A 14,255-nucleotide genomic window follows, 5' to 3' on the forward strand; every position below is an offset into this window, starting at 1 on the left:
TGCCGGTCCTTTCGTTCGGTCACCCGATGGCGTCGATGAGCGGGCCGAGGTTCGCGGCCGGGTCGGTGAGCGTCAGTGTGAGCACCGGGCGCCCGTGCTCGGCGAGCACGCTCGCGTCGCCGGAGGCCTGGGCTGCGATGAGCTGCCCGAAGGTGAACGGGCGCTCGGGGATGGCGAGGTCGTCGACCGGCGTCTGCGTGATCTGCAGGAACACGCCGACCGCGGGGCCGCCCTTGTGGAACTGGCCCGTCGAGTGGAGGAACCGCGGGCCCCATCCGAAGGTGACGGGGCGACCGGCTCGCGCCGCGATGAGGTCGCGCAGCTTCGCGACCTCGGGGTGGGCGACCCGGTCGACGTAGGCCTGGATCGACACGTAGCCGTTCGCCGGCAGCTCCTCCAGCAGGACGTCGACGGCCGAGACGAGGTCGCTCGCGGCGCCGATCACCTCAGGGGTGCCGCGCACCTCGATGCCGTCGGCGACGAACGCGGCGGGCTCGGGTGCCGGACGCGCGTCGAGGAGGCCGCGCGCGGCGACCTTCGCCGATTCGACGTCGGGCTGGTCGAACGGGTTGATGCCGAGGAGACGCCCCGCCACGGCGGTCGCGTACTCCCACACGAGCAACTGGGCGCCGAGCGTGCCCGACACGCGGATGTCGCCCGACCGGTCGTGGGTGAAGATCGAGTCTCCTGCGTCGTCGACGAGGCGCACGACCTGCAGGTCGGGGAGCGACTCGCCGAGCTCGGGGGCATCGGCGTCGAGCACGACGGGCAGGATGCCGGTGCCCTCCTTGCCCGTGGACTCGGCGATCAGCTGCTCGGCCCAGTCGGCGAACCCGACGATGTGGGTGCCGTCGGCGACGATCGCGAGCTTGTCGCGCAGCGGCGCGGTCGCGGCGATCGCGGCGCCGAGCACGAGTCCGGGGTTGTCGGGCGTATCGATCGCGAGCGAGAGCTCGATGGTCTCGGCCTCGTCGAGGATCTCCGCGATGTCGACGCCCGCGAGGCCCGAGGGCACGAGGCCGAAGGCCGTGAGCGCCGAGTAGCGGCCGCCGACGTTCGGGTCGGCGTTGAAGACGCGGTATCCGGCCGCGCGGGCCGACTCGTCGAGCGGCGAACCCGGGTCGGTCACGACGATGATGCGGTCGGTCGGATCGATGCCGGCGTCGCGGAACGCCTGCTCGTAGGCCCGGCGTTGGCTGTCGGTCTCGACGGTCGAGCCCGACTTCGACGAGACGACGAGGGCGGATGCCTCGAGCCGGTCGCCGAGCGCGGCGCGGACCTGCCCCGGCTCGGTGGAGTCGAGGACCGTGAGATCGACGCGTGCGGTGCGCGTGATCACCTCGGGTGCGAGCGATGAGCCGCCCATGCCGGCGAGCACGATGTGACGCACGCCGGCGGCCTCGAGTTCGTCGCGCAGGGCTTCGATCTCGGCAACGAGCGGGCGCGAGACCGCGACGGCCTCCGTCCAGCCGAGGCGCTTGCCGGCCTCGTCTTCGGCCGCGGGGCCCCAGAGCGCGGGGTCCTGCGCGGTGATGCCGCTCGCCACGAGGTCGGCGACGAGTGCCGGGACCGTGCGGCGCACCGCATCGGCGGCCGCGCCCGAGACGGAGATGCGGAAGCTCATCGGGCGGCCTCCAGCGCGGTGCGCACGGAGTCGAGCAGCTCGCCCCAGGAGACGTTGAACTTCTCGACGCCCTCGCGCTCGAGAAGTGCGGTGACGTCGTCGTAGTCGACGCCCACGGTCGCGAGCGCGTCGAGCACCTCGCCGGCGCCGGCGTAGTTGCCGGTGACGGTGTCGCCCTCGACGACGCCGTGGTCGAACGTCGCCTCGAGCGTCTTCTCGGGCATCGTGTTGACGACGCCGCGGGCGACGAGCTCGGTCACGTAGAGCGTGTCGGGCAGCGTCGGGTCCTTGACACCGGTCGAGGCCCAGAGCGGACGCTGGAGGTTCGCGCCGGCGGCGATCAGCGCCTGGGCGCGCTCGGTCGCGAACTGCTCCTCGAACAGCTCGTACGCGAGCCGGGCGTTCGCGACGCCCGCCTTGCTCTTGAGGGCCAGCGCCTCGGGCGTGCCGATGGCGACGAGCCGCTTGTCGATCTCGGTGTCGACGCGGGAGACGAAGAACGAGGCGACCGAGTGGATCTGCGACAGGTCGTGGCCCGCCGCCTTCGCCTGCTCGAGGCCGGAGAGGTAGGCCTCGATGACCTCGCGGTGGCGGTCGAGGCTGAAGATGAGCGTGACGTTGACGCTGATGCCGGCGCCGATCGTCTCGCGGATCGCGTCGAGGCCCTCGACGGTCGCGGGGATCTTGATCATCGCGTTCGGCCGGTCGACCTTCGCCCACAGGGCCTTCGCCTGGGCGACGGTGCCCTCGGTGTCGTGGGCGAGACCGGGCTCGACCTCGATCGAGACGCGGCCGTCGACGCCGCCGGTGCGGTCGTAGACGGGCCGCAGCACGTCGGCCGCCGCGCGCACGTCGTCGGTCGTGATGTCGAACACCGCGGTGTTGACGTCGGCGCCCGCGACGGCGAGCTCGTGCAGGTGCTCGGTGTAGCCGTTGCCCGCGGTGAGCGCGTTCGCGAAGATCGTGGGGTTCGTGGTGACGCCGACGACGTTGCGCTCGGCGATGAGGCGGGCGAGGTCGCCCGTCACGAGGCGCTCGCGCGAGAGGTCGTCGAGCCAGATGCTGACGCCGGCCTCCGAGAGGGCGGCGGTGGGGGAGCTGGTCATGGGGTGTCTCCTCTTCTGGCTCGCGTCAGGCCGACGCGAGCGATTCCTTCGCGGCGGCGACGACGGCCTCGGCCGTGATGCCGAACTCGCGGAACAGGGTCTTGTAGTCGGCGGACGCGCCGAAGTGCTCGATCGACACCGACCGGCCGCGGTCGCCGACGTACCGGTGCCAGGTGAGCGCGATGCCGGCCTCGACCGACACCCGTGCCGTCACCGACGCAGGCAGCACCGACTCGCGGTACGCGGCATCCTGCTCGTCGAACCACTCGAGGCTGGGGGCGGAGACGACGCGGGCGCCGATGCCCTCAGCGGCCAGCGTCTCGCGGGCGGCGAGTGCGAGCTGCACCTCGGAGCCCGTCGCGATGATGATCACGTCGGGTTCGCCCGACGCGGCGTCGGCCAGCACGTAGGCGCCCTTCGCGGTGTTCGCGGCGCTCGCGAGCACGTCGCCGGATGCCTCGCCGTCGCCCCGCTCGAACACCGGGATGTTCTGGCGGGTGAGGGCGATGCCGGCCGGTCCGCTGCGTCGCTTCAGGATCTCGAGCCACGCGTGGGCGACCTCGTTGGCGTCGGCGGGACGCACGACGTCGAGGCCCGGGATCGCGCGGAGCGTCGCGAGCTGCTCGATCGGCTGATGGGTCGGTCCGTCCTCGCCGAGGGCGACCGAGTCGTGGGTCCAGACGAAGATCGAGGGGACCTGCATGAGCGCGGCGAGCCGGACCGACGGCCGCATGTAGTCGCTGAAGATGAGGAACGTGCCGCCGAACGCACGGGTCGGGCCGTGCAGCACGATGCCGTTCACGATCGCGGCCATCGCGTGCTCGCGGATTCCGAAGTGCAGCACGCGGCCGTAGGGGTTGCCCGCCCACTCGTGCGTCGAGTGCTCCGTCGGCACGAACGAGCCGCCGCCGTTGATGGTCGTGAGGTTCGACTCGGCGAGGTCGGCCGAACCGCCCCAGAGCTCGGGCAGCTCCGCGGCGAGGGCGTTGATGACCTTGCCGGAAGCGGCACGCGTCGACACCTCGGTGCCGCCTTCGAAGACGGGCAGCGCGTCGGCGATGCCCTCGGGAAGCTCGCCCGCCTCGAGGCGATCGAGCAGCGCCTTGCGCTCGGGATTCGCCGCGGCCCACGCGTCGAACGCCTGCTGCCACTCGGCGTGCGCGGCAGCACCGCGCTCGCGCGCGGCGCGGGTGTGTGCGATCACATCCTCGGCGACGACGAAGCTCTCCTCGGGGTCGAAGCCGAGCACCTCCTTCGTCGCCGCGAGCTCGGCGCCGCCGAGGGCGGAACCGTGGATCTTGCCGGAGTTCTGCTTGCCGGGCGAGGGCCAGCCGATGATCGTCTTCAGAATGATGATCGAGGGCTTCGCCTGCTCGGCCTTCGCGGCATCGATCGCGCGGTGGAGCTCGTGGACGTCTTCGACGTACTCGCCGGTCTTCTTCCAGTCGACCGTCTGCACGTGCCAGCCGTACGACTCGTAGCGCTTCGCGACGTCCTCGGTGAAGGCGATGTTGGTGTCGTCCTCGATGGAGATCTGGTTCGAGTCGTAGATGACGACGAGGTTGCCGAGCTGCTGGTGGCCGGCGAGGCTCGACGCCTCCGAGGTGACGCCCTCCTGCAGGTCGCCGTCGCCTGCGATCACGTAGACGAAGTGGTCGAAGGGGCTCTCGCCGGCCGGGGCGTCGGGGTCGAAGAGGCCGCGCTCGTAGCGGGCGGCGTACGCGAAGCCGACGGCGGAGGCGAGGCCCTGGCCGAGCGGGCCGGTCGTGATCTCGACGCCGGCGGTGTGGCCGTACTCGGGGTGGCCGGGGGTCTTCGAGCCCCAGGTGCGGAGCGCCTTCAGGTCGTCGAGCTCGAGGCCGTCGCCGGCGAAGTAGAGCTGCACGTACTGGGTGAGCGACGAATGCCCCGCCGAGAGGATGAACCGGTCTCGGCCCAGCCAGGCGTGGTCGGCCGGGTCGCGGCGCATGACCTTCTGGAAGAGGAGGTAGGCGGCGGGGGCCAGGCTCATCGCGGTGCCGGGGTGGCCGTTGCCGACCTTCTCGACGGCGTCAGCCGCGAGCACCCGGGCGGTGTCCACCGCGCGATCGTCGATGGATTCCCAGTGCAGAGTTGCCACGAGGTGCAGTTCCTTCCGTTCGTGACGGCGACGGGGAACTCGTCCCCGACCCGCCGAGGACGTTGCGGCGCGGTACCGCCGGGCGCGTGAACCGGTTGGGATGCCTTGGGGGGAATCGTGGATCACGGCGCCAAGCGCGCATTCCTCAGTATATGGACTTCGTGACGCGCGATGACGGGGTATGACTCACACCGCGCAGTGTCTCGTGTGAGGGTTGCGGTGGCGCCGAACCGGGCCCGGCCGGCCGGATGGCCTAGAATCGTCGGGAGGCGGCGCGGCGCCCGGCACGAGCCTGCGCGCGCGCCTCGGAAGAGGAACGATGCAGGCAGCCGTAGACACCCGTGAAGCCCGACCGGCGATGACCGTTCGGCGCAAGCTCGCCGCCTATCTCGCGCTCACGAAGCCGCGCGTCATCGAGCTGCTGCTCGTCGTCACGGCGCCGACCATGATCCTCGCGCAGCAGGGGCTGCCGAGCCTGTGGCTGATGCTCGCGACCCTCATCGGCGGTGCCATGAGCGCCGGTTCCGCAGGGGCGTTCAACTGCTACATCGATCGCGACATCGACCGGGTCATGAAGCGCACCCAGGGGCGCCCGCTCGTCACCGGTGAACTCAGCGACCGCGAGGCGCTCGTCTTCGCGTACGCGCTGGGCGCGGCATCCATCGTCTGGCTGTGGGTCTTCACGAACTGGCTCGCCGCACTGCTCTCGCTCGCGGCGATCCTGCTCTACGTCGTCTTCTACAGCCTGATCCTCAAGCGCCGCACCGCGCAGAACATCGTCTGGGGCGGCATCGCGGGCTGCATGCCCGTGCTCATCGGCTGGGCGGCCGTCACCGGCAGCCTCGACTGGGCACCGTTCATCCTGTTCCTGATCATCTTCCTGTGGACCCCGCCGCACTACTGGCCGCTGTCGATGAAGTACAAGGACGACTACGCGGCGGCCGGTGTTCCGATGCTCGCCGTCGTGCGCGGTCGGGCGCAGGTCGGACTCCAGGTCATCCTCTACGCGTGGGCGACGGTCGCCTGCTCGCTCCTGCTGATCCCCATTGCCGACATGGGGCTGGTGTACTCGACCGTCGCGATCGTCACGGGCGTCTGGTTCATCTACGAGACGCACCGCCTGTACAACCTCGCGATCCGGCACGTCCAGGTCTCGCCGATGCGCGTGTTCCACGGCTCGATCGCGTACCTGTCGCTGCTGTTCCTCGCGGTCGGCGTCGACCCGCTGCTGCCCTTCTGAGTCGGGGTCTCACCTCCCTTCCGGGCGCAATTTGCGCCCGTCGCCTCTTCGGAGATCGCCACCGACTCGGAAGGGTGTCAGCCCGTGGCTCCGAAAGCTGGATTATCTCCGATCGGGCGGCGTCGGGCGTCGGGCGTCGGGCTTGGCATGCTCGATCTCGAACACACCATGCGCCGCAGCGACGGTGTCGCCCGGATGGCCAACCTCCAAGCCGCCGGACACAGCCGCCACCATCTTCGACGTGCGCTCGAGGCGGGGCGGATCGTGCGCGTGCGACGAGGGTGGGTGGCACTGCCGAACGCAGATGCGCATCTCGTCGCTGCTGCGCGCGCCGGAGTGGTAATCACCTGCGTCACCCGCGCGAGGCAGCTGGGACTCTGGGTACTCGAGGACGACGGCGCGCACGTCGCGAAGGACGCGCACGGCGCCGTGCCGCCGCTCGCCGCACGAGTCCACTGGTCGAGACCGCTTGTGCCGCGGCATCCCGACGCGCTCGTCGACCCGATCGAGAACGTCCTTGCGCTCGTGGCTCGTTCTGCTCGGCTACCACGTCATCAGGGTGGGCTCTCACCACGTCGTCCACGACTGGCCGGGAGTGCAGGACCGCATCGCGCGGGCGGTCGCGCAGGGCCTGCACCGGCGCTGACTGCTGTCTTTGTCATGGCACCCGGATCGGGAGTGCGACAGAGATCGGGGATCGCCGTGAACGCGGAGCGATCGGGCTCCAGGTGCCCGAACCTGCGCTGATCTCCGAAATGGTGGCGCGGGTCAGGCGGATGCCGCGACCGGGGTACGCGACACCTCGGCAGCGATCGGGCGCTTCAGGTGCAGGATGACGAGGGTCATCGCGGCGGCCGAGAGGGCGGCGAGCACCATGTGCACCCCGACGGCGAGCGGCGGCAGGCCGTTGCGCGCCTGGTAGAGGCCGACCGCGATCTGCACGAGTTCGACGACGAGCAGCGCGGTCGCCCAGCGGCGGGTCGGCAGGCCGTCGCGCCATGCGGCGATGACGAGCACGAGGGTGAGTACGAACAGCAGGTAGCCGGGCCACGCGTGCACGTGCTCGAGGACCTCGGAGTCGAAGCCGGTGCGACCGGCTGCCGCGTCGCCCGAGTGGGGACCCGACCCGGTCGTGAGGACGCCGAAGACGATCGAGATCGCGAGCACCGCGCTCGTCGCATGCGTGAGTCCCGCGTACCAGGCGGGAACGGCCCGCTCACGAGGGCCTGCGGGTTCGTCGAGACGGGCGAGGAAAGCTGCGGTGACGCAGACGAGCACGAGCGAGGAGACGTAGTGGAAGCCGACGATGAACGGGTTGAGGCCTGTCCAGACGGTGATGCCGCCGACGATCGCCTGCGCGACGATGCCGATGCCGACGATCAGCGAGAGCACGAACAGGTCGCGCCGCTCGCGCCGGATGCGCCAGACGAGCAGGAACACGATGAGGGCGAGGACGCCCACGACTCCGGTCATCGTCCGATTGCCGAACTCGATCAGCGAGTGGTAGCTCAGCTCCTCGGTGGGCACGAGCGACTCCGGCGTGCACGTCGGCCAGGTCGGGCATCCGAGGCCCGAACCGGTGAGGCGCACCGCGCCGCCGGTCGCGATGATCGTCACCTGCGCGACGAAGGAGGCCCAGGCGAAGAAGCGGAGTGAACGGGGCACGCGGGTCGTTCCTGATCCGGGTCGCGCTGTGACGGGGCTGGGAGTCCCAGGACCCACACGGCGGCGACCCTATAGACTTGAGTGGTTGGCGCAACTGTTGCGACGCGCGCAAGAGCGCGGCACGCAGGCACCAGCCATCTTAGGTTCGCACTGGAGCCACCCGCACATCATCACCCGCTCACCGAGTGCCTCGACTGGCGAGGGGGATGAGCCGGACTGATAGCCGGTCGCACGGGAGGAGAAGAGGGAGAGCATGACGGACGTACTGATCGACCGCCCCGAGCTCGAAGGGCTCGGCAATTACGAGTTCGGCTGGGCCGACTCCGACGCCGCGGGGGCCTCGGCCCGTCGCGGAATCTCGCCGGAGGTGGTCGCCGATATCTCGCGGTTGAAGGACGAGCCGGAGTGGATGCTCCAGCGCCGCCAGCGCGGCCTGCAGCTCTTCGAGCGCAAGCCCATGCCGACCTGGGGCGCCGACCTGTCGGAGATCGACTTCGACAACATCAAGTACTTCGTGCGCTCGACCGAGAAGCAGGCCCAGACCTGGGAGGACCTGCCCGACGACATCAAGAACACCTACGAGCGACTCGGCATCCCCGAGGCCGAGCGCCAGCGCCTCGTCGCGGGCGTCGCGGCCCAGTACGAGTCCGAGGTCGTCTACCACCAGATCAACGAAGAGCTCGAGCGCCAGGGCGTCATCTTCATGGACACCGACACGGCGCTGCGCGAGCACCCCGAGTTCTTCGAGGAGTACTTCGGCACCGTCATCCCCGCCGGCGACAACAAGTTCGCCGCGCTGAACACGGCGGTCTGGTCGGGCGGCTCGTTCGTCTACGTGCCGAAGGGCGTGCACGTCGAGATCCCGCTGCAGGCCTACTTCCGCATCAACACCGAGAACATGGGCCAGTTCGAGCGCACGCTCATCATCGCCGACGAAGGCTCGTACGTGCACTACATCGAGGGCTGCACCGCCCCGATCTACAAGAGCGACTCGCTGCACTCGGCCGTCGTCGAGATCATCGTGAAGAAGAACGCCCGCGTTCGCTACACGACGATCCAGAACTGGTCGAACAACGTCTACAACCTCGTCACGAAGCGCGCCACGGCTGCCGAGGGCGCCACCATGGAATGGGTCGACGGCAACATCGGCTCGAAGGTGACGATGAAGTACCCGTCGATCTTCCTCATGGGGGAGCACGCCAAGGGCGAGACCCTCTCGGTCGCCTTCGCCGGCCCGGGCCAGCACCAGGACGCGGGCGCGAAGATGATCCACATGGCGCCGTACACGCAGTCGTCGATCGTCTCGAAGTCGATCGCACGCGGCGGCGGCCGCGCCGGCTACCGCGGCGAGGTCCGCGTCGACGCGAACGCCCACCACGCGGCCAACACCGTGCGCTGCGACGCGCTGCTCGTCGACACGATCTCGCGCAGCGACACGTACCCGGCGATCGACATCCGGGTCGACGACGTGCAGCTCGGACACGAGGCCACGGTCTCGAAGGTCTCGGAGGAGCAGCTGTTCTACCTGATGGCCCGCGGCATCCCCGAGGACGAGGCCATGGCGATGATCGTGCGCGGCTTCATCGAGCCGATCGCGCGCGAGCTGCCGATGGAATACGCGATGGAACTCAACAAGCTCATCGAGATGGGCATGGAAGGATCGGTCGGCTAAGCGATGACCACCGCAATGCAGAGCACCGCTATGCCCACCGCAGAGCAGCACGGGCTCGTCGCGCACTCCGACGGCGCGTTCGTCCCGGTCCAGACCCGTTCCGAGCGCTTCCGCTCCGTGAACGTCGAGGACTTCGAGCCGGTCAACGGCCGCGAGCACGAGTGGAAGCTGTCGCCCGTCGCGGCGTTCGCCGACCTGACCTCGGGTGCGCTCGACGGCTCTCGTCCCGACGTCGAGGCCGATGAGGTCGACGGCGTCGCCGTCTCGTGGATCGCCCGCGACGACGCCCGCATCGGCACGGCCGGCACGCCGGAGGAGCGCGCGAGCGCCAACGCCTGGTCGAGCTTCGACGAGGCGCTCCTCATCTCCGTGACCGGTGAGGACGACAAGGTCGCGACCGTCACCCGCTCGGGTTTCGGCGCCACGCCTCGCGCGGCCCACACGATCATCGAGATCGCGCCGAACAGCCGCGGCCTCGTCGTCCTCCGAGGCACCGGCGACGCCCGCCTGTCCGAGAACCTCGAGATCCTCGTGGGCGAGGGCGCTCAGCTCACCGTCGTCTCGCTGCAGGAGTGGAGCGACGACTCGGTGCACCTCGCGAGCCAGTTCGCGAAGGTCGGCCGCGACGCCTTCCTCAAGCACATCGTCGTCTCCCTCGGGGGCAAGGTCGTGCGGGTGAACCCCTCGACCCACCTCGCCGAGCAGGGCGCCGACGTCGAGGCGCTCGGCCTCTACTTCGCCGACGCCGGACAGCACCTCGAGCAGCAGGTCTACGTGCACCACGACGCGCCGCACACCAAGAGCCGCGTGACCTACAAGGGTGCCCTGCAGGGCGAGGGCGCGCGCACCGTCTGGATCGGCGACGTGCTCATCGGCCAGAAGGCGACCGGCACCGACAGCTACGAGCAGAACCGCAACCTCGTGCTCACCGAGGGCACGCGCGCCGACTCGGTGCCGAACCTCGAGATCGAGACCGGCGACATCGAGGGCGCCGGCCACGCGTCGGCGACCGGCCGGTTCGACGACGAGCAGCTCTTCTACCTGATGGCCCGCGGCATCCGCGAAGAGGAGGCGCGTCGCCTCGTCGTGCGCGGCTTCCTCACCGAGGTCGTGCAGAAGATCGGCTCGCCCGAGCTCGAATCGCGGCTCACCGCCGCCATCGAAGCCGAACTGCAGGGGAACTGACGTGGCATCCGTTCGTGTCTGCGCCGTCGACGAGCTCGTCGAGAACCAGGCGTCGCGATTCGTTCTGGACGGCGTGCCGATCGCGGTCGTGAAGGACTCCGCGGGCGATGTCTTCGCGATCGGCGACACGTGCACCCACGGCGACATCTCGCTCGCCGAGGGCTTCGTCGAGGACGACACGCTCGAATGCTGGGCCCACGGCTCGAAGTTCTCGCTGAAGACCGGCAAGCCCCTCACCCTCCCGGCCTACGAGCCGGTTCCCGTCTACCGGGTCGAGATCGAGGGCGGCGACGTCCACATCGACCCCTCGGTCACGCTGACCGTCTGACCCACGCTGCTCCGGCCGCGGCCGGCTACCGAAAGAGAATTCCCAAGAACATGTCTGTGCTCGAGATCAAGAACCTGCACGTCAACGTCGAGACCGACCAGGGCACCCGCGAGATCCTCCGCGGCGTCGACCTCGTCATCAACGAGGGCGAGATCCACGCCATCATGGGCCCGAACGGATCGGGCAAGTCGACGCTCGCCTACACCATCGCCGGCCACCCCAAGTACACGGTCGTCGAGGGCGAGATCCTCCTCGACGGCGAGAACGTCCTCGAGATGTCGGTCGACGAGCGTGCTCGCGCGGGTCTCTTCCTCGCGATGCAGTACCCGGTCGAGATTCCCGGCGTCACCGTCACGAACTTCCTCCGCACGGCGAAGACGGCGATCGACGGCGAGGCGCCGAGCGTCCGCACGTGGGTGAAGGACGTCCGCGAGTCGATGTCGAACCTGAAGATGGACTCGGCCTTCGCCGAGCGCAACGTCAACGAGGGCTTCTCGGGCGGCGAGAAGAAGCGCAACGAGATCCTCCAGCTCGAGCTGCTGAAGCCGCGGTTCGCGGTCCTCGACGAGACCGACTCGGGCCTCGACGTCGATGCGCTCAAGATCGTCTCGGAGGGCGTCAACCGGGCCAAGGCGAACACGGGCCTCGGCATCCTGCTCATCACGCACTACACGCGCATCCTCCGCTACATCAAGCCCGACTTCGTGCACGTGTTCGTCGCCGGTCGCATCGCCGAGCAGGGTGGCCCCGAGCTCGCCGACCGCCTCGAGGACGAGGGCTACGACCGCTACCAGGTCGCCGAGCCGGCGTCCGCGGCCGCCGCCGAATAGTCCACGGGTAGAATCGCACCATGGTCACCTCACTCGCGCCCGAGCGCTACGACGAGGTCTCCGAGGCCCTGAAAGACGTCATGGACCCGGAGCTCGGGGTCAACATCGTCGACCTCGGCCTCATCTACGACCTGGGCTGGGACGACGAGAACGACGCGCTCGTCATCCACATGACGCTCACGAGCGCCGGCTGCCCGCTGACCGACGTCATCGAGGAGCAGACGGCCGAGGCCCTCGACGGGGTCGTCGAGGCGTTCCGCATCAACTGGGTGTGGATGCCGCCGTGGGGCCCCGAACGCATCACCGACGACGGCCGCGACATGATGCGGGCGCTCGGCTTCGCGATCTGACCCGGTCGCCCGAACCACGAGCACGGATGCCTCGTGCAGCAGTCGCTGCACGAGGCATCCGTCGTTTCAGGTCAGGCCGCGGCGAGCGAGCAGCGCGTCGATCCGCGGCTCGCGGCCGAGGAAGGCGCGCACGGACTCGCGCGGATCGCGCGAGCCGCCCGGGCCGAGGATCTCCGCCCGGAACCGGCCGCCGTTCTCGCGCGTCGCGCCGCCGTGCTCCTCGAACCAGGCCATGATGTCGGCGCCCGGCACCTCGCTCCAGACGTACGAGTAGTAGCCCGCGTCGTAGCCGCCCGCGAAGACGTGGGCGAAGTAGCCGCTCGAGTACCGCGGCGGCAGCAGCGGGTCGGCGAGCCCGGCGGCGTCGAGCGCCGCGCGCTCGAATTCCGCGACGTCGGCGGGCGCCAGTGCTGCGGCGGTCCCTGCGTCGAGCCGGTGCCAGGCCTGGTCGAGGATCGCAGCCGCGAGGTACTCGGTCGTCGAGAATCCCTCGCCGAACGTGCGCGACGCGAGGAGGCGCTCGACGAACTCGGGGGCGAGCCGTTCTCCCGTCTCGTGGTGCACCGCGTAGTTCCCGAGGACCTCGGGCCGCAGCATCCAGAGCTCGTTCACCTGGCTCGGCAGCTCGACGAAGTCGCGGAAGACGTTCGTGCCCGCGGCGCTCGGGAACCGCACGCGCGCGAGCAGCCCGTGCAGGGCGTGGCCGAACTCGTGGAAGAGCGTCTCGGCCTCGTCGAAGGTGAGGAGCGTCGGGTCGCCGTCGGCGGGCTTCTGCACGTTGAGGTGGTTGACGACGACGGGCAGGTCGCCCGTGAGCTCCGACTGCTCGACGAGGGAGCTCATCCAGGCGCCGCCGCGCTTCGAGGAGCGCGCATAGAGGTCGAGCACGTACAGCCCGACGGCGGCGCCGTCCGCCTCGCTCACCTCGAACACCCGCGCGTCGGGGTGGTGGCCGACGAGGTCGGGCCGTTCGGCGAACCGGAGCCCGTAGAGCAGGGTCGCCGCGTGGAACACGCCGTCTCGGAGCACCCGGTCGGCCTCCAGGTACGGGCGCATCGCCGCGAGGTCGACGTCGTGGCGTTCGGCCCGTTCGCGCTGGGCGAGGTAGATCCAGTCGGATGCCTCGAACGGGCGCAGTCCGTCCCGCTCGGCCCGTCTGGCGAGGGCGGTCGCCTCTCGCTGCGCGTTCGCCATGGCGGTCGGCGCGAGCCTCCCGAGCAGTTCGGCGACGGCCTCGGCCGTCCCGGCGGTCTCGTCGGCGGTGACCGCGCTCGCGTGGTCGGCGAAGCCCAGCAGCTTCGCCCGCTCGGCGCGGAGCGCGACGAGCGCGAGCAGGATCTGGCGGGTGTCGTGGTCGCCGCCCGAGATGCCGCGACCCCGCGACGCGGCGAACAGCCGGTCGCGCGACGCTGGGGAGTCGAGCTCGGCGAGTGCGGGCTGCTGCGTCGACAGGACGAGGGGGAGGAGCCAGCCGTCGAGCCCGCGGGCCACCGCCGCCGCACGAGCCGTCGCGCGGCGCCGGTCGTCGAGCCCAGCAAGGTCGTGTTCATCGGTGAGATGGAGCGCCCGCTCGTTGGTGTCGGCGAGGAGCGTCTGCTGGAAGGCGGTCGTGAGTCCGGCGATGCGTTCGTTGAGGCGTTCGAGCGCGGCGCGCCCGTCGGGGTCGAGGCGGGCGCCGGCGAGCACGGCGACGCGATGCCGGCGGCGCAGCAGGTATGCCTCGTCGTCGGCGAGCTCCAGCCCGCCGGCGTCGAGTCGCGCGACGAGCGCGTCGATTCGCGCGAACAGGCGGGGTTCGAGAAGCAGCGCGTCGCGGTGCGCGGCGAGCCTCGGCGCGAGTTCGGCCTCGATCGCGTCGACGGCCTCGTCGGCGTCGGCCGAGCTGCGGTTCTCGAAGACCGGGAGCACCCGGCGGAGCGTCGCGCCGGAGCGCTCGAGGGCGACGATCGTGTTCTCGAACGTCGGCAGGTCGGCGTCGCCGGCGATGCGGTCGAGCTCTTCGCGCTGCTCGCCCATGCCGAGTTCGAGCGCCTCCCGGAAGTCGGCGGGGGTGATGAGCTCGAACAGGGGCAACCGGTACGGGAGCGGACTCGGGTCGAGCAGCGGGTTGCGATGGGCGTCGTCCATCCGTCAACA

General features: G+C 70.2%; 12 protein-coding genes. 7 read left to right on the forward strand and 5 right to left on the reverse strand.

Going from position 1 to position 14,255, the window contains the following annotated elements:
- Positions 1–19: 19 nt before the first annotated feature.
- Genes ACWGPE_RS12120 through tkt form a run of 3 tightly spaced genes read right to left on the reverse strand, consistent with a single transcriptional unit; the run spans position 20 to position 4,849 of the window.
- Positions 20–1,624, reverse strand: a complete 1,605-nt coding sequence (locus ACWGPE_RS12120) for a glucose-6-phosphate isomerase (RefSeq protein ID WP_275506936.1) — start codon at positions 1,622–1,624, stop codon at positions 20–22.
- On the reverse strand, positions 1,621–2,730 hold the full coding sequence (gene tal / locus ACWGPE_RS12125) for a transaldolase (RefSeq protein WP_231430943.1): 1,110 nt from the start codon (positions 2,728–2,730) through the stop codon (positions 1,621–1,623). The genes ACWGPE_RS12120 and tal overlap by 4 nt, the downstream gene beginning before the upstream one ends.
- Before the next feature lie 25 nt (positions 2,731–2,755).
- Positions 2,756–4,849 (reverse strand): transketolase, encoded by a 2,094-nt coding sequence (tkt, locus tag ACWGPE_RS12130; protein WP_452048780.1) that lies wholly within the window; start codon positions 4,847–4,849, stop codon positions 2,756–2,758.
- Between the two features lie 319 nt (positions 4,850–5,168).
- On the opposite strand from tkt, the gene ACWGPE_RS12135 reads away from it, so the two are divergent.
- Positions 5,169–6,089 carry a heme o synthase gene (locus ACWGPE_RS12135; protein ID WP_452048781.1) on the forward strand — a complete coding sequence of 307 codons (921 nt, stop codon included), beginning with the start codon at positions 5,169–5,171 and terminating at the stop codon, positions 6,087–6,089.
- A gap of 168 nt (positions 6,090–6,257) precedes the next feature.
- On the forward strand, positions 6,258–6,836 hold the full coding sequence (locus ACWGPE_RS12140) for a type IV toxin-antitoxin system AbiEi family antitoxin domain-containing protein (protein ID WP_452048795.1): 579 nt from the start codon (positions 6,258–6,260) through the stop codon (positions 6,834–6,836).
- Positions 6,837–6,857: 21 nt separating this feature from the next.
- On the opposite strand, the gene ACWGPE_RS12145 is transcribed toward ACWGPE_RS12140, so the two are convergent.
- The gene (locus tag ACWGPE_RS12145) at positions 6,858–7,754 is read right to left on the reverse strand and encodes a COX15/CtaA family protein (RefSeq protein ID WP_231430946.1); all 897 of its coding nucleotides are present in this window, start codon (positions 7,752–7,754) and stop codon (positions 6,858–6,860) included.
- Between the two features lie 253 nt (positions 7,755–8,007).
- Between ACWGPE_RS12145 and sufB the strand changes: the two genes are divergently transcribed.
- The 5 genes from sufB to ACWGPE_RS12170 are packed head-to-tail and all read left to right on the forward strand — an operon-like array spanning position 8,008 to position 12,119.
- Complete coding sequence (gene sufB, locus ACWGPE_RS12150) at positions 8,008–9,426, forward strand: Fe-S cluster assembly protein SufB (RefSeq protein ID WP_231430947.1); 1,419 nt, start codon at positions 8,008–8,010, stop codon at positions 9,424–9,426.
- Positions 9,427–9,456: 30 nt separating this feature from the next.
- Positions 9,457–10,611, forward strand: coding sequence for a Fe-S cluster assembly protein SufD (sufD, locus tag ACWGPE_RS12155; RefSeq protein ID WP_452048782.1), 1,155 nt, complete (start codon positions 9,457–9,459; stop codon positions 10,609–10,611).
- A 1-nt stretch (position 10,612) separates the two neighbouring features.
- Entirely contained in the window at positions 10,613–10,939 is a 327-nt protein-coding gene (locus ACWGPE_RS12160) for a non-heme iron oxygenase ferredoxin subunit (protein ID WP_231430949.1), read from the forward strand.
- Between the two features lie 50 nt (positions 10,940–10,989).
- Positions 10,990–11,769, forward strand: coding sequence for a Fe-S cluster assembly ATPase SufC (gene sufC, locus ACWGPE_RS12165; protein ID WP_231430950.1), 780 nt, complete (start codon positions 10,990–10,992; stop codon positions 11,767–11,769).
- Positions 11,770–11,789: 20 nt separating this feature from the next.
- Positions 11,790–12,119 carry a metal-sulfur cluster assembly factor gene (locus ACWGPE_RS12170; RefSeq protein WP_231430951.1) on the forward strand — a complete coding sequence of 110 codons (330 nt, stop codon included), beginning with the start codon at positions 11,790–11,792 and terminating at the stop codon, positions 12,117–12,119.
- A 66-nt stretch (positions 12,120–12,185) separates the two neighbouring features.
- On the opposite strand, the gene ACWGPE_RS12175 is transcribed toward ACWGPE_RS12170, so the two are convergent.
- Positions 12,186–14,246, reverse strand: coding sequence for a M3 family metallopeptidase (locus ACWGPE_RS12175; RefSeq protein WP_452048783.1), 2,061 nt, complete (start codon positions 14,244–14,246; stop codon positions 12,186–12,188).
- Positions 14,247–14,255: the final 9 nt, after the last annotated feature.

This window comes from Agromyces sp. NPDC055658 (genome assembly GCF_053618155.1).

Excerpts from the sequence above, each read along its gene's own strand:
- ACWGPE_RS12120 (WP_275506936.1), bottom strand. The coding sequence starts at position 1,624 with ATGAGCTTCCGCATCTCCGTCTCGGGCGCGGCCGCCGATGCGGTGCGC.
- tal (WP_231430943.1), bottom strand. The coding sequence starts at position 2,730 with ATGACCAGCTCCCCCACCGCCGCCCTCTCGGAGGCCGGCGTCAGCATC.
- ACWGPE_RS12135 (WP_452048781.1), top strand. The coding sequence starts at position 5,169 with ATGCAGGCAGCCGTAGACACCCGTGAAGCCCGACCGGCGATGACCGTT.
- ACWGPE_RS12140 (WP_452048795.1), top strand. The coding sequence starts at position 6,258 with ATGCGCCGCAGCGACGGTGTCGCCCGGATGGCCAACCTCCAAGCCGCC.
- sufB (WP_231430947.1), top strand. The coding sequence starts at position 8,008 with ATGACGGACGTACTGATCGACCGCCCCGAGCTCGAAGGGCTCGGCAAT.
- sufD (WP_452048782.1), top strand. The coding sequence starts at position 9,457 with ATGCCCACCGCAGAGCAGCACGGGCTCGTCGCGCACTCCGACGGCGCG.
- sufC (WP_231430950.1), top strand. The coding sequence starts at position 10,990 with ATGTCTGTGCTCGAGATCAAGAACCTGCACGTCAACGTCGAGACCGAC.
- ACWGPE_RS12170 (WP_231430951.1), top strand. The coding sequence starts at position 11,790 with ATGGTCACCTCACTCGCGCCCGAGCGCTACGACGAGGTCTCCGAGGCC.
- ACWGPE_RS12175 (WP_452048783.1), bottom strand. The coding sequence starts at position 14,246 with ATGGACGACGCCCATCGCAACCCGCTGCTCGACCCGAGTCCGCTCCCG.